The organism is Dictyobacter aurantiacus, assembly GCF_003967515.1.
In the GTDB taxonomy this organism is placed as follows: domain Bacteria; phylum Chloroflexota; class Ktedonobacteria; order Ktedonobacterales; family Ktedonobacteraceae; genus Dictyobacter; species Dictyobacter aurantiacus.
This window is the reverse complement of record NZ_BIFQ01000001.1, coordinates 4,075,583-4,096,192: the sequence shown is the minus strand read 5'-3', so window position 1 is coordinate 4,096,192 and position 20,610 is coordinate 4,075,583. Positions and strand designations below refer to the sequence as shown.

Annotated in this window: 15 protein-coding genes; 2 read left to right on the top strand and 13 right to left on the bottom strand. The window is 56.2% G+C overall.

Annotated elements, in window-relative coordinates:
* The first annotated feature begins 376 nt into the window (after positions 1 to 376).
* Positions 377 to 1,291 carry a hypothetical protein gene (locus tag KTT_RS16515; RefSeq protein WP_126597030.1) on the top strand — a complete coding sequence of 305 codons (915 nt, stop codon included), beginning with the start codon at positions 377 to 379 and terminating at the stop codon, positions 1,289 to 1,291.
* A gap of 190 nt (positions 1,292 to 1,481) precedes the next feature.
* Here KTT_RS16515 and KTT_RS16510 read toward each other — a convergent pair whose 3' ends face one another.
* From KTT_RS16510 to KTT_RS16450, 13 genes are all read right to left on the bottom strand, one after another.
* The gene (locus KTT_RS16510; protein ID WP_160145923.1) at positions 1,482 to 2,609 is read right to left on the bottom strand and encodes a sensor histidine kinase; all 1,128 of its coding nucleotides are present in this window, start codon (positions 2,607 to 2,609) and stop codon (positions 1,482 to 1,484) included.
* 214 nt (positions 2,610 to 2,823) lie between these two features.
* Positions 2,824 to 4,365 carry a sensor histidine kinase gene (locus tag KTT_RS16505; protein ID WP_160145922.1) on the bottom strand — a complete coding sequence of 514 codons (1,542 nt, stop codon included), beginning with the start codon at positions 4,363 to 4,365 and terminating at the stop codon, positions 2,824 to 2,826.
* Positions 4,366 to 4,397: 32 nt separating this feature from the next.
* Positions 4,398 to 5,078 carry a response regulator transcription factor gene (locus KTT_RS16500; RefSeq protein WP_126597027.1) on the bottom strand — a complete coding sequence of 227 codons (681 nt, stop codon included), beginning with the start codon at positions 5,076 to 5,078 and terminating at the stop codon, positions 4,398 to 4,400.
* Positions 5,079 to 5,415: 337 nt separating this feature from the next.
* The gene (locus KTT_RS16495) at positions 5,416 to 5,661 is read right to left on the bottom strand and encodes a hypothetical protein (protein ID WP_126597026.1); all 246 of its coding nucleotides are present in this window, start codon (positions 5,659 to 5,661) and stop codon (positions 5,416 to 5,418) included.
* 25 nt (positions 5,662 to 5,686) lie between these two features.
* Positions 5,687 to 6,709 (bottom strand): SDR family NAD(P)-dependent oxidoreductase, encoded by a 1,023-nt coding sequence (locus KTT_RS16490; protein WP_160145921.1) that lies wholly within the window; start codon positions 6,707 to 6,709, stop codon positions 5,687 to 5,689.
* A 63-nt stretch (positions 6,710 to 6,772) separates the two neighbouring features.
* Positions 6,773 to 8,284 carry a molybdopterin-dependent oxidoreductase gene (locus KTT_RS16485; RefSeq protein WP_218030907.1) on the bottom strand — a complete coding sequence of 504 codons (1,512 nt, stop codon included), beginning with the start codon at positions 8,282 to 8,284 and terminating at the stop codon, positions 6,773 to 6,775.
* 112 nt (positions 8,285 to 8,396) lie between these two features.
* On the bottom strand, positions 8,397 to 9,404 hold the full coding sequence (locus tag KTT_RS16480) for an SDR family oxidoreductase (RefSeq protein WP_126597024.1): 1,008 nt from the start codon (positions 9,402 to 9,404) through the stop codon (positions 8,397 to 8,399).
* An 82-nt stretch (positions 9,405 to 9,486) separates the two neighbouring features.
* Positions 9,487 to 11,226 carry a GMC family oxidoreductase gene (locus KTT_RS16475; protein ID WP_126597023.1) on the bottom strand — a complete coding sequence of 580 codons (1,740 nt, stop codon included), beginning with the start codon at positions 11,224 to 11,226 and terminating at the stop codon, positions 9,487 to 9,489.
* Between the two features lie 123 nt (positions 11,227 to 11,349).
* Positions 11,350 to 12,156: a gluconate 2-dehydrogenase subunit 3 family protein gene (locus KTT_RS16470; protein WP_126597022.1), complete on the bottom strand. Its 807-nt coding sequence runs from the start codon at positions 12,154 to 12,156 to the stop codon at positions 11,350 to 11,352.
* Positions 12,156 to 13,193, bottom strand: coding sequence for a hypothetical protein (locus KTT_RS16465; RefSeq protein WP_218030906.1), 1,038 nt, complete (start codon positions 13,191 to 13,193; stop codon positions 12,156 to 12,158). Before KTT_RS16465 ends, KTT_RS16470 begins: the two co-directional genes overlap by 1 nt.
* 12 nt (positions 13,194 to 13,205) lie before the next feature.
* The gene (locus KTT_RS16460; RefSeq protein WP_126599678.1) at positions 13,206 to 16,268 is read right to left on the bottom strand and encodes an FAD-binding and (Fe-S)-binding domain-containing protein; all 3,063 of its coding nucleotides are present in this window, start codon (positions 16,266 to 16,268) and stop codon (positions 13,206 to 13,208) included.
* Between the two features lie 147 nt (positions 16,269 to 16,415).
* Positions 16,416 to 17,531, bottom strand: coding sequence for an enolase C-terminal domain-like protein (locus KTT_RS16455; protein WP_126597021.1), 1,116 nt, complete (start codon positions 17,529 to 17,531; stop codon positions 16,416 to 16,418).
* A gap of 25 nt (positions 17,532 to 17,556) precedes the next feature.
* The gene (locus KTT_RS16450; protein ID WP_126597020.1) at positions 17,557 to 19,347 is read right to left on the bottom strand and encodes a thiamine pyrophosphate-requiring protein; all 1,791 of its coding nucleotides are present in this window, start codon (positions 19,345 to 19,347) and stop codon (positions 17,557 to 17,559) included.
* Positions 19,348 to 19,835: 488 nt separating this feature from the next.
* Here KTT_RS16450 and KTT_RS16445 point away from each other — a divergent pair, with 488 nt between their 5' ends.
* On the top strand, positions 19,836 to 20,606 hold the full coding sequence (locus tag KTT_RS16445; RefSeq protein WP_126597019.1) for a glucose 1-dehydrogenase: 771 nt from the start codon (positions 19,836 to 19,838) through the stop codon (positions 20,604 to 20,606).
* The last annotated feature ends 4 nt before the right edge of the window (positions 20,607 to 20,610 follow it).

Sequence of the window (20,610 nt, the reverse complement as noted above, 5' to 3'; positions counted from 1 at the left end):
CTATACACGATGCCGAAATCTTATAAGTTTCCAGCTCATCTTCAAAATGTAACTGGCTATACACCGGCTTAACCAATCTTTCCTGCGAAATCCTTCGCACGAAGAAAGATTACCAATGGGCTAGCATAGATTGAAATATGTTATTCTTAAAAAGAAACAGACATAATAGTTGACTTTTAGGGTTGACTATATATCGATGCAGTTGTAGGTTACAGCAAAGCTCCGGTAACCCGGTTTTTTAACAGAGGCACATAACATGAAGAAATCATGTAAATACCCGGACAACAAAGCCGGGCACTATCAGAGATAGTATACCAATAGACTTGAGCGGTTAGGCAGTACATCACAATCAGTACCAATACATAAGGGGATACATATGGCAAACAAAAACGTCAAAGAGCATTCTGAAGATACCTCTACCCAGGCAGAAACACAGACAAGACCCGAACAGGATGAACAGTCTACCGCGGATAAAGAGCAGGAGACTGCCGAGCAGGATGAGCAGTATCCCGAAGAAGAGGCTTCTGAGTCATCTTCAGAGAAAGAAGGAGAGATTTCTGAGCAACCTGCCGAGGAAGAGAAGAAAGAACCTTCACAAGACCTGCTCAGCCGGGTAGCTGAAAATGTCGACAAAGCGCAGGATATTCTGGCCAAGGTTATCCTCAGCGTCTCGGTTGCCAGGCAGATACTCAATAAAATCGAGCCGCTGCTAGACAATAAGGAAACGCTCAAGCCTGTACATAATGTACTGGATACAGTCGATAAGCGCGCGCATACCGGGCAGAACCTTTTACATAAAGTAGAACCACTGGTCAATCGGCAAGGGAGTGTTGGCGCAGCCCTGGAGCTTCTGGACAGGACTACAGATAAAATTGGTGAACTGCAAGAGACACTGGCTAAAGTGACCAGAGGTATCGATGTTCTGCATAAAGTTTCACCACTGGTCGGAAAAAAAGAGGAAGTGGGTCTGATTCAGACCATCCTGCAGAAGCTCAACCGGGCGGTTGAGGTGGTACAGGAATTGCTGCATAAAGCTATGGAGTTCCTGGGTAAACCTAAACAGATCTCGAAAAATATCGCCCAGGCCACTAAAGAGGCCGTTGCAACGGTCAAAGAGAAGAGCGAAGCGCCGGTCAAAAAGCTGGAAGCCCTGAAGGATACCAGTATCATCAAGGGCGCGCTCCCCTCCAAACACAAAGGCGAAGGACGCAAACATGAACCCTCCAAACCGGAAGGCTGGGGCATGATAGGAAACTCTGAGCACTTTGTCCTCGTCTGGAGCGGGAGATAGCTTTCACCCCTGCGGTGTTCAAGGGTTATTGCATATTGTTGAATCAAGATGTGCTCAATAATCAGGTTTTACGTTAGTGCATAGGAGGCGCGAATGCGCCCCCTATGCACTAACGTAAAACAGAGCGGCTGCGCAGCGGGAGCGCTCACGTACCCCAAAACAGAGGAAAAGGTCCATTCAACCATGGTTATCAGGCATTGATGGGCAGGGAGATGGTGAAGGTTGAACCTTCGCCGGGCTGGCTCTCAACTGAGAGCTCCCCATGGTGTCGCGCGACGATTTCTCTGGCGACATATAAACCGATGCCCAGACCCGAGCGATTGTCATTGTCCGTATCCCGCACGCGATAGAAGCGTTCGAAGATCTTCTGCCGGTAGAGTTCGGGGATACCTTTCCCGTAATCGCGCACCCGTATGAGCACACGATTATCCTCTGCGGCTACGGTGATATCGATGGGACACCCCCGGGGTGAATATTTGATGGCATTCATGACCAGGTTGATGATGACCTGCGCCAGGCGATCCTTATCAGCGAAGAGCGTGGCATGGGATTCTCCGCGAAACCGCAGCGTGTGATGGGAAGAGTTGTGCTGGAGCAAGACTACCAGGTCACGCACAAAAGGATCAACCTCAAACAGGGTATCCTTATAATCCATCATGCTGGCCCTGATCTTCGTGACATCGAGGAGATCGTTAATAAGCCGGGTTAAACGATCGATCTGCTTATCCATGATTGAGAGGTATTCAACCGGTTCCTCCATCGCATCATGTTCCGCGAGCATCATCTTGAGCACCTGGGTATGGCCCTTGAGGTTGGTGATAGGAGCGCGCAGCTCGTGGCTGGCGGCACGGATAAACTCCTCTTTGCGCTTCTCCAGCTCCATTCGTTCAGTGATGTCGCGATATGTGCTGACAATACCCTGAACCAGGGGATGATGCAGCAGGTTGCGAGCAATGGCCTCGATATAGCAAAATGTGCCGTCCTTGCGCAGGAGGCGAAACGTGCTGGTGACTACTTTGTCTGGATTATTGATAGCGTCAAAGAGAAAAGTTTGCTGGGCCTGGATATCATCGGGATGGGTAATGGGATTGGTAAATATATTCTGGCCGACGCGTTCCTCGACCGCCCAGCCTAACAGGCGTGTAATGGAGGCACTCTGGTAAAAAATCGTGCCATCCGCTTTAAATACGGTAATAATATCAGCGATATTCTCGATCCATAAATGAAATTGCTCATCCCTACCCAGGAGAGCCTGTTCTTCACTTAACGTGTCTTGCCGCTGAGAATCGTCAGACTGCATTGATTCTTTTGGAAGCATGGTATCATCCTTTAAAGCATCGGGCATTGCCAATAATAAAGTGCTATAACAAGTGGTATGGCTATTTCTAAGATAAATGCATGCCATTCTTTTACAGCCATAAATCCTATTTTCGTAGCACAGGGATTATCGGTTCGCGAGAGAATGCCATAATGACATTACGGCCCGATGCAATAGAAAGATACAACGATGCGAACGTCGCGCTGAGGAGTGGTCAATCACCAGAATTCATTGGTAGCCATATATAGAAACATGATCCTTTTGCTAGCTGGCTATCAACGGTGATATCACCACCATGCGCACTGGCGATGAGGCGGGACACGAAGAGACCCAGTCCGGCACCGTGCTTACTACGGGAATTTGGCTGCGTCGCTCGATAGTAGTGCTCAAAGATATGGGGAATGTCGCGGGGGGCGATGCCCGGACCCGTATCGCAGATGTGGATCGTGGCCCATGAGGCGCTGCGATTATACTGCTTGCTGTCGATACCGGATGGTGGTTCCTGCTGCGTGGTTAATTCCACGAGAACATGTCCACCGGATTGTGTATACTGTAGTGCATTATCGCAGATATTGATGATCATGTGCTTGAGCAGATCTCTATCACCCCGCACGCCAATTTGCTCCAGCTGCCCCATCCGCAGATCCACGGCCTGCCTGTCTCCCTGCAACTGGCGTAAGATCTCGATCAGCAACGTATCTAGCTCTACCGCCTGCACATGCTTCTTGTCCAGTTCAGGTATGATGCCCACTTCGGCCCGAGCCATTAACAGCAGGTTGTTTAGTAGCCAGGAGACGCGTCGGAGCTCTACATTGATCTCCTGCACATCATGGTGGACCGTACCCTTGAGATTGGGATCCATCAGGAGGATATCTATCTGCCCTCGGATAGCTGTAAGAGGGGTACGTAGCTCGTGTGAGACGTCGGCCACGAAACGGCGCTGGAGCTGAAAGCTTTTCTCCAGCCTTTCCGTCATGTGGTTGAAAGCATCGGTCAATTGCAGTATCTCGGTGGCCGATGAGGTAGGAGCGAGGCGCGCACCGAGGCTATCCACGCTTAAATCAAGCATGCTGGCGCTTAAATCGCTTAATGGACGCAATTCGCGATTGGTGACGAGAGAGCCGATGACATAGGCCAGCAGGGCCGCCACCAGCATACCGATACCTAGAAACAGCAGCAGGACTCGCTGCATCTCACTGACCGGCGCAAGCGAGTTACCAACCTGGGCGATCGCGATGATCGCATGGGCATCATCGCGTATCGGGAAGGTCAGGGTGCGTACCTGCAGGCTCCCATCCTGCTGGTAGGTACGAAATACATTCTGTCCCTGCAGAATCACTCTCGTATCGGCCTGATTGAAGGTGAAGCTTTCACTTTGCAGATTGGCCGAGTGGTAAAGCGTCCTCCCGGTGTGAATATCAATGAACTTGATATATGATGGATTGTCCACCGTGAACTCGTTGCCAGGCACTCCCTGCAGCATCTGGTTGAAAAATTGAGCATCAAAGCGGTGACCCGCCGCGAACCATGAGGTGGTCGCCATCTGCATCTTCTCGCTCTGTAAGGACAGGCGATTATCTACGCTGGCCTCCAGATAGGAAGAGACCAGCACAAAAATAAGGACACTTAAAATAAGAAAAGAAAACAGGAAGATCAACACATTCCAGAATACCAGGCGTTGGCGCAGTGAAAACGTTTTTTTAGGGCCAGAGAAAGGAGGGGAAGTATTCTCCGCTTTAATAGCAGTCTCTCCCATAGCTATCATCTCTTTTCTGACGAGGAGAGCACCTATGCTCTCAGAACGTATCCAATGCCGCGCACGGCATGAATGAGATCGGGTTTGCCACCCACATTTAACTTTGAGCGCAGGTAGTTGATATATACTTTGATGACCTCCAGTTCAGCCTCATTGTCATATCCCCACACGCGCTCAAAAATACGTTCTTTAGACAATACATGGCTCGCATTCTGGGCTAAAAATTCGAGCAGATCGTACTCACGCCTCGTCAGTTCCACCTGCTCCCCCGCGCGCCAGACCTCGTGGGCATTGCTATCTATGACCAGATCGCCAATCTCGAGACGCTGATTGCTCTGATGCAGACTCTCGACACGCCGGAGGGCCGCGCGAATCCGTGCCACCAGTTCTTCAAAATCAAAGGGCTTGGTGATATAGTCATCGGCCCCACTATCCAGTCCGGTTATCTTATCAGCCAGATCGTCCTTCGCCGTGAGCATCAGGATGGGCAATGTCTCATTACCAGTCGCACGCAGATAGCGACAGAGCTCAAAGCCATCAAAATCGGGAAGCATAATATCCAGGATCACGAGATCAGGCGCGGCATGCTGCGCTTTTTCAATGGCCTCATTGCCATTTTCAGCGCTGATCACCTCAAAGCCTTTATACATCAATCCACGTCGCAGAAAGCTCACAATCTGCTTTTCATCTTCAACCACAAGTATTTTCACCATAGTTACTTCTCTGCCCCTGCTGGTACATTGGGACCTTGCATCTGATTCACCTTTACTCTAAGACTTTTTTGTTAAAACCTGGTAAGAAAGGCGCGTCTCAAGAGCGTCTATTCTATTTTCTAATACGGCAGACAAGTACCACTCGGTTTTATACTCGGGTTAAACAGAAATTGCCCGGCCCCTTTTATCCCGCCAAGGCCATTAAAAGTCTTTTTTGCCGCCTTCGGCGGCGAGGGGGAGAGATGAGAGTGGGGACACCCCACACCCCGCAAGGAGCTAGCCGCCCCTTGACCCCGTTGATGCTACTTGTAAATAGCCCTTTTATCTCGTGGAGATATTAGAAGGTGGTGTGGTCATATGGCCAGAAAATGCCCCCATTATAGGTAAGCTGGAAGCAGAGGCTGCTAAACTTGCTGATCGCCTTCTCCAACCAGCGCCGTCGGCTATGGGTGCCCGGCGTTAGCTGAGGAGACTCTGCTTCTCGATATGTGGCGCGTAGTCTGCTCAGGCGCTCTATCTCGACTTCGGTAAAGCCGGCTTTGCGCAACATCGCGCGGCCGTCTCGATATTCCATATGCTGCATAGCAATCTCCCGTTGTGTATCTTTATCAGGCGTCTTCATTGTAGTCCTGGGCGGCTTTGCGTCCCAGCGTCGTCAAAAATGATTGCGATAGGCGTGTCTCGCTTTCTCGTCCCGTGCTGCTATCAAATCCATCAGCCCCACCAGAATCCGGCAGCAGTCGGTTGACAATACTGAGCAATCTGATGGTCATCTGAGGGAACATACCATGGAAGAAGGCGAGCAGTTTGGCGGGAATGGTCAGGGTAACCGCGACACGGTGCTTCTGGGTAGCATGCACGATATGCTGCGCCGCCTGCTTCGCGCTGGTCGAAAGAAAAGGCAGGCTATCGGAGAGGCTAAACCAGGTGTACTCGGCATGATGTTTGCCTTTGAACAGGGCGTTGACCGGCGATCCGGTTCGCATCAGACCAGGCGTGACGGTGACAACATGGATGCCCTCTTTCGCCAGCTCGGCATGCAGGCCTTCCGAAAAGCCGGTCAGCGCGAACTTCCCGCTGGAATAGGGTAAGAGATGGGGAACGCTGACCTTGCCGCCGATGGAGGAGATGTTGACGATACAGCCTTGCTTGCGCTCCACCATCTGAGGCAACACAGCCAGCGTGGCGTAGACCGCACCCCAGTAAATGATATTCATGCTATCCTCAAAGTCATTGAGCGTCTGCGATAGTACCGGTCCAACGGTGATGATACCGGCATTGTTCACCAGGATATCGATACGTCCGTAGTGCTCGGTCGCCTGATCAATGAGATGCTGCACCTGTTCCCGGTTGGTCATGTCACAGGGGATGGCCAGGACCGGTGCCCCTTGCTCCGCCAGCTGGCGCCGCGCCTGTTCCAGCTCTTCCTCATCCTGCGCGGCCAGGACCAGCCTGGCTCCCTGGAGCGCGAACTCCTCGGCCATGGCCAGTCCTAATCCACGCGATCCCCCCGTAATGAGCACAACCTGCCCATGCATATCGGGAGGTGTCTTGCGCCGCGCGACCGTCATGAGGGCGCGTACGACGCCTACCGCCGTCTTGAATGCGCTCGGTTTTCCTTCAGAACCCATATCTCTCCTCATTCCTTCCTCTTCATCATAGAACCAACAACGCTGTGTCCGACAAGGGGTGCTTTACACTTCCGCGCCTCGTCCATAGTACATCGTATCTTCACGTGATCCGCCCTGACCGGCGCGGATATCGTCGTAGCGCTCCACCAGCTCGATTGAGCGCAGGTACTTCACCATTTTGTAGCCGAGCACCGTCTCAACGCGTAACCTGAGCGGCGCACCATGGGGAATCGGGACCGGCTCATTATTGAACTCGTAGGCCAGGATAGACTGTGGATGCCGCGCCAGTTCCATATCGATGACCTCATAGAACGGATAGTAGTGCTCGCCATCCAGGCTATGCTCATCAAGTCCATACGAGGTAAAGACGAGATACTTCGCCTCTGGCTTCGGCTGGCAGCGATTGAGAATCTCACTCACGCAGACACCGGTCCACTTGCCAACTCCCGACCAACCCTGAATACAGTTATGCTTGGTGATCTGCGAGGTAACCGGCAGGTCGCGCAGGTCCTCAAGGGAGAGGCAGAGCGGATGCTTGACCAGTCCATTCACCTCCAGACGCCAGTCACGAAAGTTGTTCTGCGCCAGGTGCTTATATTCTTCGCTGGTCGGAGGTGCTCCGTTGACCCAGAAGTAGGGCGAGATATCCTCCTCTTTGTAGTGCTGGACCGACCGGGCTCCATGCAGCAGCGCATTGCGCGTGGGGTCAACCACCGCGCCCAGGGCATGCTGCACCTGACGGCGATGCCGCGCTGAATAGATGGTTGTCACCACATAGATCAGCAATACCAGCAGCAGGGCCGCGATGGCAATGTCGAGCGCCGGCCAGAAACTGGCCCGCTCACTGCCAAACACGATATCACGAATGTTATTCTGAAAATGAACGATAAGCACCAGGGAGGTATGGATGATGATAAAACCGATAAAGGCCAGCAGGCTCAAGAAGTGCAGGCTGCGTCCCAACTGCCGCCCCCCGAAGATCTTGATGTACCAGGGGAAGCGCGCGGCCACCGCCGGCGACATCGTCGCGCCGGTCAGCAGCATAAATGGTGCCAGCAGAAAGACGACGCCCGCATAGGCCAGCTGTTGCAGCGGATCGTAGGGATGAAATTCGCTGGCGGGCGGAATATGAAACGTGATATAGGTTAGAAAGGTGTGGAAGGCCTCCGGCACAATCGACCACGAGGTCGGAATGAGCCGCGCCCATTCGCCGGTAGCAAAGAGCAGCACCACATAGATCAGGCCATTGAGAACCCAGAAGATCACCGAGAAGAAATGCCAGTGCCGTCCAATGCCCAGGTTTTTTCCGCCCGGCAGCGCCAGCCAGGGTGAGGCCGGCACCTCGTCATCCAACGAGGTATAGACGACATCCTTATTCACCGGCACCTTCTTGCGCGTGAACCTGATCCAGTCTTTACCGGGCGTGCTATTGTCATTCCAGTAGAGCCGGGGATGGGCCGCCAGGATTTGAATGCCGCTACGGATCAGCAACCCCATGAACAGCAGGTTAATGTAGTGCGTGATCCGTAGCCAGAGAGGAAACCCCAGTTCAGCGATCACCAGATGGGTATTCATCGTCGTTCTATCCACTTTCCAGGAGCCCATCAAGGCACGGGGGACGGCTCCTCGCTTTACCACTTATACTACGGTATTACATGATCGATACGAAAACCGTGCGCATCTGGTTTCATCGATTTTTTCCGAAGAGGGCGACACCGACCAGACTCGCCAGGGCGGCTCCGACCAGGGCGAGCAGGCCACGATGGGTATCCGCCCATAGCTGGAGGCTGCGATCCCTGGCCTGATTGTCAAATGACCCGTGCGCCCCATGGTCGCGATCCTCATCAACCGGCGCCCACAGATTGTTGGGGCGGTCGGGATCTTCGCGCTGACTGGTCTGCTGCGAGTTGAAACCCGTCTTGCCGAGGTAGCGATCACCATAGCCGGGGGCGAGCTTGTTGCCCTGAATGACGATGACCGTGGAGAGCCCGATGAAGAGCTGACGACGGTAATGATCGGTCACCCAGGTGACCGCGTCGGCGATCACTTCCGGCTGGTAGATGGGTGGAACGGGCTGCGCTTTGCGCGGCAGGCGGCTCTTGACCCAGCTAAACTGTGGTGTGTTGACGGCGGGCAGCTGCACCATGGTGATCTTGACGTTGCTCTTGTCATGGATCAGCTCGGCGCGCACCGATTCTGTGAAGCCCTGAATGGCGTGCTTGGCGCCACAGTAGGCCGACTGCAGAGGGATACCGCGATAGGCCAGCGCAGAACCGACCTGGATGATCCTCCCCCGATCGCGCGGCAGCATGCGATGCAGCGCCGCCAGCGTGCCATAGACCTGTCCCAGGTAGGTCACCTCGGTGACGCGTTTGTATTCCTCCGGCTTCATCTCCTTTGCCGGTGAAAAGACCGAGGCCATGGCGACGTTGATCCAGACATCGATGGGGCCAAAGGTGTCTTCGACTTTGGAGGCCGCGGCCTCCACCTGATCGGCATTGGCCACATCGGTTGGCAACACCAGCGCTTTGCCACCCAGTCGCTCGACATCTTTCTTCGCGCCCTCCAGTCCCTCATGACCACGGGCAAGCAGCCCGATATGGGCGCCGCGCCGGGCGAAAGCCTGTACGATTGCCCGGCCAACACCCGCCGAAGCTCCGGTCACCACAACAACTTCTGCTTTCTGTGTTTGCATCTCACATTTTCTCCTTCTATCTGTTCCAAACCCCAACCTCTGGCTTTGGGAAACCTTTTGCAAATGTCCGGGATAAACCCATTTACACGAAACGTGGCACGCCTTTATTGGCCGTGCCCGCCGGCGAGAGATTCCGCCTTACCGGCGGATTGGTTACCGAGATGCGCTCGGGATGGGAGGACAGGACGTCACCGGCATTCGAGATCAGGTAGTCGGCGGTCCTGGCGGCGAGCGCCTGAATGGTGAGTCCCGGATTGGCCGAGCCTTGCGTGGGCAGCAAACTGCCATCACAGATGTACAGGTTCGGGATATCATGGGTACGACCAAAGCTGTTCGTTACCGACGTATTGGGATCGCTACCCATGCGCGCCCCTCCGACCAGGTGGGCGTAGCGCGACTCCTGCACCACTTCCTGCGCGCCGGCCGCCTGCATCACCTCGGTGGTCTTCTTCACCCCGGCTTGCGCGATCTTTTTATCGTTGTCGTGCAGATTAAAGGTCACTTTGGCGACGCGCAGACCGAACTGATCGGTCTCCTCGGCCAGTTCAACACGATTATCTTCCCAGGGCAGAATCTCGCCCAGCACGCCCAGGGCGGCCCAGTGGTTATAATCCATCATGACGCGGCGCATACCCCAGCCCCAGGCTCCCTTGGCCACCAGCATCTGCTTGGCAAAGGCGATAGGAAGAGGTCCCACCGTCTGAATGGCGAAGCCGCGAATAAAGTCGTTTTTGGGATTGGTCTCGTAGAACTCCTCGGTCAGGGCGTGCGCAGGCGGCGCCTTGTACATGCGAATAGGCTCCTCGAAGCGGCCCAGCACGACGTTGCCGATCTGCACCATCAGGTATTTGCCAACGGTCCCACTGGAGTTAGCCAGGCCCTGCTCGAAACCGGGACAGGCCGAATTCAGGAGCAGGCGGGGCGTCTCAATGGCGTAGCCAGAGACGATGACCAGCTTCGCCTTGAGCTCGCGCTCATGACCATCGGGATCAAAGTAGGTGACACCGGTGGTGCGGCCGTTCTTCATATTGATGCGCGAAACCATGCAGTTGGCGCGAATCTCAGCGCCATGGCGGATGGCATCGGGCACGTGGCTGATCAGGGTACTCTGCTTGGCGCCCACCTTACAACCCTGAATACAGAACCCCCGATAGATACAGTGCTGGCGATCACCATGCGAGCCGGCCAGGATGGCGACGGGCCCCCCGGCTACGACTGGGATACCTAATTGGGTACAGCCCTTGACCAGGACATCGCCCACGCCACCCAGGGGATGTGGTCCATAGATATAACCGTGGGGATCGCCCCAGGGGTAATAAGCGGGACCCGAAACAGGGATCTCGGTCTCCAGCAGTTCATAATATGGCTTGAGATCTTCATAAGAGATAGGCCAGTCGGCCCCCATACCGTCGGACGATAACACATGAAAGTCGGACGGATGAAAGCGCGGCGTAAAGCCGGCCCAGTGGACCGAGCCACCACCGACGCCGTGCCCGCTGTTATTGGCGCCCAGCGTAATCGGATCTTTTCCACCCGTGATGCGCAGATCATTCCAGTACAGCTTTGAGGACCCCGCCTCGTCGCTGACCCAGTCGCGCTCCGTCTCCCAGAAGGGACCCGCCTCCATGCCGACGACACGGAAGCCAGCGCGCGCCAGGCGCTGGATCAACACCCCTCCCGCTGACCCTACACCCACGATACAAACATCAACCTCTTCGTCGGGAGCGAAATGGTGCATAGGAAAATCTATTTTTTGGATCGGCCCCAGCATATGTTTTCCGGGCTTCGGCCCCTCAAAAGATCCTAAAATTGGCTTTTTCATAAACTATTCTCTCTCCATAGCTTGCGCACCTGCGGTGCGCAGAAGTCTTTTTGTGCTGGTGCAACCGGGGCGCGAATGCACTCCGGTTGCACCAGCACAAAAACCAGTGCGGCCGCTCACACGTTAGTGTGTTCCTTCCTGGCCCGAGGGCTGCTGCTTATGACCGCCAGGGCCGCCTACTGGCCGATAGGTATCGGAAAGGGCCTCATCGGGGGCTCGCCACTCATAGCGCTGTTCCTCAACCTCCCATGGCTCGGGCTTGCCACCCTCCAGGCGCATGTAGCCGCGTGGATAGGCGGGACCCCCAAAGCCGATCTCATCCCAGGCATAGGGATGGGCATAGTAGGCATCAACCACGTCCTGCATCAACAGCATCCAAAAGCGCTGCACCGACATGCGCTGCCAGATATCCTGGGCGGCGGGCGGATTGGTGTCGTGAATGGTCTGGAGGACCGCGTCCTGCTCACCCTGGCCCAGATCAACAAAGGACCGGTCATACATATGCCGGGCAATGGTCTCGATCGCCTGCAGTCCCAGGCGGTGCGCCTCGTGGTCAGGAGGCATATCTTCGTAGCGGTAGCCATCGATGCGCCGGTGGTAGAGCCTGGTATCGATGTAGTTGACCAACGGTATCCTGTGCTCCTCGTCGCGATCATCCTGTGGGAGCAAGCGATCGCAGATGGCCTGCATCAACCTGGCCTCCTCTGGCGAGAAGAAACGAATGGGTGGCACGTCATGCACGCGGGCCAGCACGACCTTGCGCGTCGCCTCATCCCAGAATGCCTGCTGACTCAGGGTATGGTAGCCGGGATAATAGCCGGGCTGCGCCCGTGGCTCCAAAGGCTGTCCCGTCGTGCCATCTACAGGCCAGCGGTCGCGCCCTGCATCCCGCTGTTGCTCATCCTTACGGGCGTTGTCACGGATCTTCATTAGTCTGCCCTCCTTAAGAGACTGGCCAGTACACCCAGAAAACCGGATGCCGCGAAGAGCAGCGGCGCGAAGATGGGAGGGCCATAGACGAGGTTATAGAAAGGCTTCTTGAGCCCTCCGGGACGGCGCATCACTCCGCGCACGTGATAGAGGAAGCCGATGCCGCCATTGAGCAGGGCCAGGACCGAGGCCAGCGGCAGCAGCGTGCGCGCCATCGTGCGGCTCCACAGCGTCCCGATGCCCGCGATCATCAATACGGGAGTCAGCAGAACGGGCGTCCACTGCACCCGATAGCTGAAGTTGTTTTTGTAGTGTGAGTAGAGGGCCTCAATGCCGCTAAAAAATGCCGAGACGGCGGTGGCCACGCCCAGCACACGCTGGAAGCGGCCCTCGCGTACATCCTGCTCGAAGACGATGCCTTCCCTGACCAGCTTGCGCGGCAGCCAACCAGCGCGGGGACGCGGCATCCCTGGCAAAGATGTATGCTCGGGATCATCCTCACGACGCAGCAGCGAGGCGATCATGCCCAGGAAACCGCTGATCGCGAACAGCAGGGGCGCGAACACCGGAGGTCCCATGATGACGTTGAAGATAGGGATGCGCCATCCTCCGGGCTTGCGCGCCACGCCACGCACATGAAAGTAGAAGCCGACCACGCCATCAACCATGGTAAAGAGTGAGACGATCGGCAAGACTGTACGGGCCACGCGTCGATTTAACGCGCCCCATACACCCGCGACAGCCAGGATAGGACTGATGATAACCGGTGTATACATGATCTGCTGACCATAGCTCCCCCGATAGTGCTCGTAGGTCACTTCAAGGCCAGCCAGCAGACTGGAGAAGGCCGTGATCAGCGACAGACTACGCTGGAAGCGTCCTTCACGAATATGCTGGTCGAGCACGATTCCTTCGCGGGTAATCGCACGCGGCAGCAGATTCAGGAGGCCCGAGCGATGCGCTTTCCCTTTTACAAAGGGTATGGGAGGTTCCTCAATCAGATCTTTGATTGGAGATGCAGTTTTCGTTAGAGCCATATCACTATTTCCTCATTTTGTTAGTTTCACTGCTAAGCGGCGCTGCGACAGCAGCCTCCAGGCGAGGATGGCGATGGCGCCCATGATCCCCGCACCCAGCAGCACAGTCCCGCGCCGTGCCGGGACTGCCTGCGCCTCACGGCTGTGCAGTTCGCGCTTGTATTGCCGCTCTGGATAATCGCCAGAGATCTTTTGCTGCTGCTGACGGAGCGCCATCTGCAGCACTTCCGCCAGGTGCAGCGCCTTGCGATCAGTGGTCTGCTCGATCTGCTCTCGGCAGCTAAAGCCATCGGCGATAATGATGGTGTCTTTATCGGCCTTGCGCACAGCAGGCAGCAGCACGCGCTCGCCCGCTTTGATCGAGATATCGTAGTGATCTTTTTCGAAGCCAAAGGCGCCAGCCATCCCGCAGCAGCCCGAGTCGAGCACCTGGAAGTCGAGGCCTAGCCGCGAAAGCACGGCCTCCTCATCCTTCATCTTCATGATGGCCTTGTGATGGCAGTGCCCATGTACGACGGCCTGCTGTGACAGCCGCGGCAACTGGTAGTCCTTGCTCTTCTGCTCAAGGAACTCGCTGAGCAGGAACGTCTGCTGGCTGAGCCGCTTGGCGTTCTCATCATGCGGGAAAAGATTCTTCAGTTCGTCACGAAAGACGGCGGCACAGCTCGGCTCCAGTGCCACGACGGGGATGCCCGCTTCAATCTGCGGTCCCAGCGTGTCGAGAATCTGCCGCAGCAGGTGCTTCGCCTGGTCGAGAAAGCCATAATCATAGAGCGGACGACCGCAGCAGAGCGATCGCTGCGGCACGATAACCTGGTGGCCGGCCGCTTCCAGCACCTCGACGGCGGCCATGGCCGTCTCTGGCTTGAGATAGTTATTGAAAGTGTCGGGCCATAAGATCACCTGTGGGCCGCCTTGATTGCGTGTGCCGCGTCGCTGGAACCATTGCTTGAAGGTTTGCGGGGCAAAGGTAGGGATGCGTCGCTGTGGCGCGAAGCCACCCATCGTCTTTGCGATACCGCTGAGAACGGGTGCATGGGTCACAAAGTTGACCAGCCCTGGCATGAGTGAGGCGAGCCGCGCCCACCAGTAGATCAGGCCCATGGAGTAGCCGGTCAGGGGGCGCAATCGCCCCTGGTAGTAGTGTGAGAGGAACTCCGCCTTGTAGGTCGCCATATCGACGTTGACCGGGCAGTCTCCTTTGCAGCCTTTACAGGCCAGGCAGAGGTCGAGTGCCTCCTTGACCTTGTCGTTGCGCCATCCCCTGGTGACCGGATCGCCCTGTAGCATTTCAAAGAGCAGGCGGGCGCGTCCACGCGTGGTATCCTTTTCTTCGCGCGTCACCATAAAGCTAGGGCACATGGTGCCGCCCTCGGTGCGACGGCACTTACCGACGCCAACACAGCGCAGGGTGGCACTGGCGAAACTGCCCCCATCATCAGGAAACTGAAAGTGCGTTCTGACCGGCAGCGGCTGATAGTTGGTCCCCTGGCGTAGATTCTCATCGACACGGTAGGCATTCACCATCTTGCCCGGATTCAGCTTCCACGCGGGGTCCCAGATAGACTTGAACTCGCGGAAGGCATCGATGAGCTCATTGCCAAACATTTTAGTGGTAAACTCGGCGCGTGCCTGGCCATCACCGTGTTCGCCCGATAGCGAGCCGCCGTAGCGCACCACGAGATCGGCCGCGTCGTTGATGAAGGCGCGAAATTTTTGAATCCCCTCATGCGTATCCAGATCGAAATCGATGCGGGTATGCAGGCAGCCTTGACCGAAGTGTCCATAGAAGCTGGCGCTATACTGGTAGCTATCCAACAGCTTGCGCAGGTCGCGCAGGTAGTCTCCCAGCTTATCGGGCGGCACGGCAGAGTCTTCCCAACCCGCCCAGCGCGCTTTTTCGCCGGGCACCAGCGCGGTCACTCCAAGAGCGGCCTCGCGCACCGACCAGATCTTCTGCTGATCGGCTGGATCAGCATAGACCTTGATATCCGGTGCGTGCTCTTTCCCCCGCAGTTCATCAACCAGCGCCCGCGCCTGCTTGCCCGCGTCTTCTTTATCCTGCCCACCGAACTCCACCAGCAACCAGCCTCTGCCCTCGGGAAAGAGGGCAATCTCATCGGGATGCATGCCCTTCTTTCTCATATCGCTGATGAGGCCATCATCGAAGCCTTCCAGGCCAATGGGATGGTGCTTGAGCAGTTCGGGGATGCGGTCACAGCCGCTATAAATATCTGCATAGCCGAGGACCACCAGTGTGCGTACCGGGGGACTCTCGACGAGACGCGTCGTTGCTTCAAGTACCACGGCGCAGGTGGACTCGCTGCCGACCAGCGCGCCCGCCACATTGAAGCCGTTTTCTGGCAGCAGTTCGTCGAGATTAAAGCCGGAGACGCGACGCGGAATGTCGGGATAGCGTTCGCGGATCAGATCAGCATAGGTGTCGCGCAGAGCTTTGAGCCGGGCGTAGATCTCACCGCGCCTGCCACCCTCCCCAATGATGCGCTCAAGCTCCTCATCGCTCGTCTTGCCCACGCGCATGCGCAGACCATCATACGTCAGAATCTCCAGCTCATCAATATTGTCGGAGGTCTTGCCCGCCATCAAGGCGTGGGTTCCGCACGAATTGTTGCCAATCATCCCCCCAAGGGTGCAGTGATTGTGGGTGGCTGGATCGGGACCAAAGGTGAGATGATGCTCTTCAGCCGCCTGGCGCAAATGGTCGAGGATGATTCCCGGCTGCACGCGCGCGCGCCGTCGCTCGGCATCCATCTCGATGATCCCGTTCATGTACTTCGACATGTCGATCACGACCGCGACGTTGCAGCACTGACCCGCGAGGCTTGTGCCGCCACCGCGCGCCAGGACCGGCACGTTGTATGCCCGGCAGGTCGCCACCGTCGCCACCACGTCGTCTTTATCCTTCGGGATAACTACGCCGATCGGCACCTGGCGATAGTTCGAGGCATCGGTCGTATACAGTCCCCTGCTCCCCTCGTCAAAGCGAACCTCGCCACGCACCTGCTGGCGTAGATCGCGCTCCAACGCCTCTACATCAACCACCATGCTCGTCATGGGCACACTATGCACGTTGCTGTTCTTCACATGTGTATGTGCATTTTCATTAAGAACCACTACATGTTTCACTGAATCATCCTCTCTCTCAGAGTTGCCGTGGAAAGTATGGGTCACGCATCCCTTCTCACCATCCAGGCCGGTCTGCTACACGGCATACTTCTCGGCATCGGAGCGCTTGAACTCAAGACCCATGCCCGGTCGGGTAAGATCGGGATGTAACGCGCCATCAACCGGTTCTGGAACGCCATCAAAGAAGAGATGCTCGATGCGCACATGGTCATGGAAGTATTCCATATGACGGAAATTCTGCACGGCGCAGCAGGCATGGATGTGCAGCGCGGGCCCACAGTGAGACGAAAGCTCAAGTGAGCGTGCCTCACAAAGGATAGCGGCATTCAGGAAGCCAGTGATGCCCCCACAGCGCGTGGCATCGGCCTGCAACACATCTACGGCGTTGGCCTCGAGCATGCGGCGGAAGTACCAGAGATCGTAGCCGTACTCGCCAGCCGCGATATCCATGCCCGCCGGGGCGCGATCGCGCAGGAGATGCAGCCCCTCCAGGTCGTCGGAAGAGACCGGCTCCTCAAACCAGGTGACGCCATACTGGGACGCGAAGATCTCTGCCAGGGCGAGCGCCTCTTTGCGGCTGTAAGCCCCGTTGGCGTCCACAAACAATTCTGTATCCGGGCCGATGGCCTCGCGCGCCTGCGCCACGCGCAGCGGATCCGCGTCGGGCTGGCGACCAATCTTCATCTTGACACGCGGGATGCCGGCCGCGACCCATGCGCCGAGCTGACCCTGCAGCTGCTCACGCGAATACGAGGTGAAACCACCGCTGCCATAGATCGGTGCGGCATCGCGGACCGCGCCCAGCAGGGAGACCAGCGGCAAATCTAGCAGCCGCGCCTTGAGGTCCCACAGGGCGCTATCAACGGCGGAGATAGCCATTGAGGCGATGCCCGGACGCCCCAGGTTGCGAATGGATTCGACCATGGCCGCCCAACTGCCAGAGACATTCATAGCATCGCGTCCCTCAACCACACGGGCGAGCATCGTCTTGATCAGGTTCGCCGTCGCTGTATCGGCATAAGAGTAGCCAAGTCCGCACTTGCCACCACCGTAGGCCTCCACAATGACGATCGTTGTTTTATCCCAGACATAGGTGCCATCCGACTCCGGAGAGTCGGTTGGCACCGTGTAGGCCGAGACTTCGAGCCGTTCAATGGCGACGCCGTTGTCACCAAATTTCGTGCTAGCCATAATCCTACACCTGCTTTCTTACGGACTAGCCACGATGTGGCATGATACCTTCAACTACACCCTTGATGGACTCCTTAATGATCCCACCCTCTTCTGGATCGCCTTTAAGGAGCGCGGATGTATAGTTCTTGGCCTGCTCAAAGGTGATGTGTGGCGGCAGCGTGGCCACGTTTGCGGAGGTATAGGCCTCGAAGATCACCGGCCTGTCGGCGGAGAGGGCGGCATCCCAGGCCGAGGCAACATCCTCCGGCCGATCGACGCGAATACCCTTGAGGCCGATCGAATCGGCGTAGGACGCGTAGGGGAAGTCCGGCAGATCCTGCGTGGACTCTAATTTGGCGTTGCCTGCCTCGATGCGCATCTCCCAGGTGACCTGGTTGAGGTCGCGGTTATTGAGTACCAGGAAGATGAGGCGGGGATCGCTCCAGCGCTTCCAGTACTTGGCGACGGTAAGCATCTCGTTGAGGCCGTTCATCTGCATGGCGCCATCACCGGTCAAGGCTATCGGCACACGATCGGGATAGGCGAACTTGGCGGAGATGGCATAGGGGACGGCCGCGCCCATCGTGGCAAGACTGCCAGAGAGGGAGCCCTGCATGCCACGGCGCATCCTGATGATGCGTCCATACCAGTTGGTGGCGGTACCGGCATCACCGCTGAGGATACAATTGTCCGGCAGGCGTTTGGAGAGTTCCCAGAAGACCAGCTCGGGATTGAGCGGATCGGCGCTCTCCATACAGCGAGCCTCAACCACCTTCCACCAGTCGTGATAGCCCTTCTCGATCTTCTCGCGCCATGAGCGGTCCTCTTTGCGTTCGAGGTATGGGATGAGGGCGCGCAGCGTCTCGGTGCTATCGCCGATCAGGTTGACCTCCATCGGATAGCGCAGGCTGAGGTTGCGGCCATCGATATCGATCTGGACACCACGGGCCTGTCCCTCCTTCGGCAGAAACTCACCATAAGGGAAGGTTGAACCGATCATGAACAGGGTATCGCACTCCATCATCATATCGTAGCTGGGCTTGGTTCCCAGCAGACCGATACAGCCGGTAACGAAGGGGAGATCATCGGGGACCACCTGCTTACCCAGCAGAGCCTTGGCTATCCCGCAGCCGAGCAGATCCGCCACCTGGATGACCTCATCGGTCGCGTGCTTGGCTCCCGCGCCGACCAGGATCGCCACCTTCTTGCCTTCATTTAAAACCGCGGCGGCCCTTTTGAGATCCTCTTCCGTAGGCACAACGCGCGGAGACGAATAGCCCGTGCCGGTATGTACGGTATTATGGGCGTGTGGAGGCTTCTCAACGGCATCCAGTTCCTGTACATCTTTAGGAATGATAATACAGGTCACGGTGCGCTCGGCCATGGAGATACGCATGGCGCGATCAACCAGCTGACGGATCTGCACCGGGCTTGAGGCGGTATAGACATACTCACCGGCCACATCCTTAAACAGGGTCTGCAGATCGACCTCTTGCTGATAATTGCCGCCGATGGCGGCGCGAGCCGCCTGGCCAACGATCGCCACCACTGGACGATGGTCCATCTTCGCGTCATAGAGACCATTAAGGAGATGGATCGCGCCCGGACCCGAAGTAGCCAGGCAGACACCGACCTCGTCGGTAAACTTGGCATGCGCGGTCGCCATAAAGGCCGCCATCTCTTCATGGCGTACCTGTACAAATTCAAACAGCTCCTGGTGGCGCTCCAGTCCTCCTAGAATACCATTGATGCCATCACCAGGGTACCCATAAATACGCCTGACACCCCATTCCGAGAGGCGCTCTAGTAGAAAATCACTGACTGTTGTGCTCATTTTTTTCTCTTCCTTCTCCTGTTAACACAGAACGCTACAGCATAAACAGGTATCAGATCTATACTGACAATGATTGACTGTTGACTTCTCATTGCTTTACTAGAAATCAGTGTAGAAGCATTTGGTTATAACTTGGTAAAAATTACTGTAGAGTCTTCACGAGCGAGAATTCGTGATTCAAATCGATATGCTGGGGGTCTATCTTTTTTACCATTTCCTTACCATCGCTCAGTACACTTTGAATAAACCAGTTACTACCATAGCCAGATGAAGTGATGATTGCGGTCTACCTGTGTTTTCGCACCTGCGGTGCTCAGGAGTTAGTTTTGTATTGGTGCACGGGGGCGTTCATTCGCACGCCCCCATGCACCAATACAAAAAAACCAGTGCGGACGCGCATGCGGGGGCGTTCATGTGCCCCACTCTGATGAGAGTAAGAAACATTCTGGATAAACATATGTTTTGTGAATAGATGAAAGGATACCTATATGGGACAGCTAGATCAAAAAGTCGCCATTGTGACCGGCTCCGATAGTGGTATTGGCCGGGCCATCGCCATTCAATTCGCGCAAGAAGGAGCGACCGTCGTTATCAACTATGCTCATGCGCAGGATAAAGCGGAAGAGGTCATGCAGACCATTAAGAAGAATAATGGCACAGCGATCATCATGCAGGCTGATGTCTCACAGTATCAACAGGTCGCCGGACTCATTCAGCACACCATTGAACGGTTTCAGCATATTAATATCATGGTCAACAATGCAGGCATGGAGGTCCACAGCCCGTTTCTGGATGAAACGGAGGAACATTTTGACCGTGTCCTGGGCGTCGATCTCAAAGGCGCTTTTTTCGGCGCGCAGCTGGCCGCGCGCGAGATGATCAAACAGAAGATCGCGGGCCGCATCATCAACATCTCCTCCGTCCACGAAGACCTGCCGATGCCCGGCAACGTTCCCTACTGCTGCGCGAAAGGTGGCATGCGCATGCTGACACGCACCATCTGCCTTGAACTGGCCCCTCATAACATTACCGTCAACAATATCGGTCCCGGCGCCGTGCATACACCAATCGATAGGGACGTTGAGGCGGACCCGGAGAAGATGGGAGCACTGCTGAAAGAGATTCCCTTACATCGTATGGCGCAGCCAGAGGAGGTCGCGCAGATGGCCCTCTATCTGGCCTCAGATGCCGCCTCCTACGTCACAGGCGCGACCTTCTTCATCGATGGTGGACTGATGCGCAATACCGGCGGACTATAGGGGA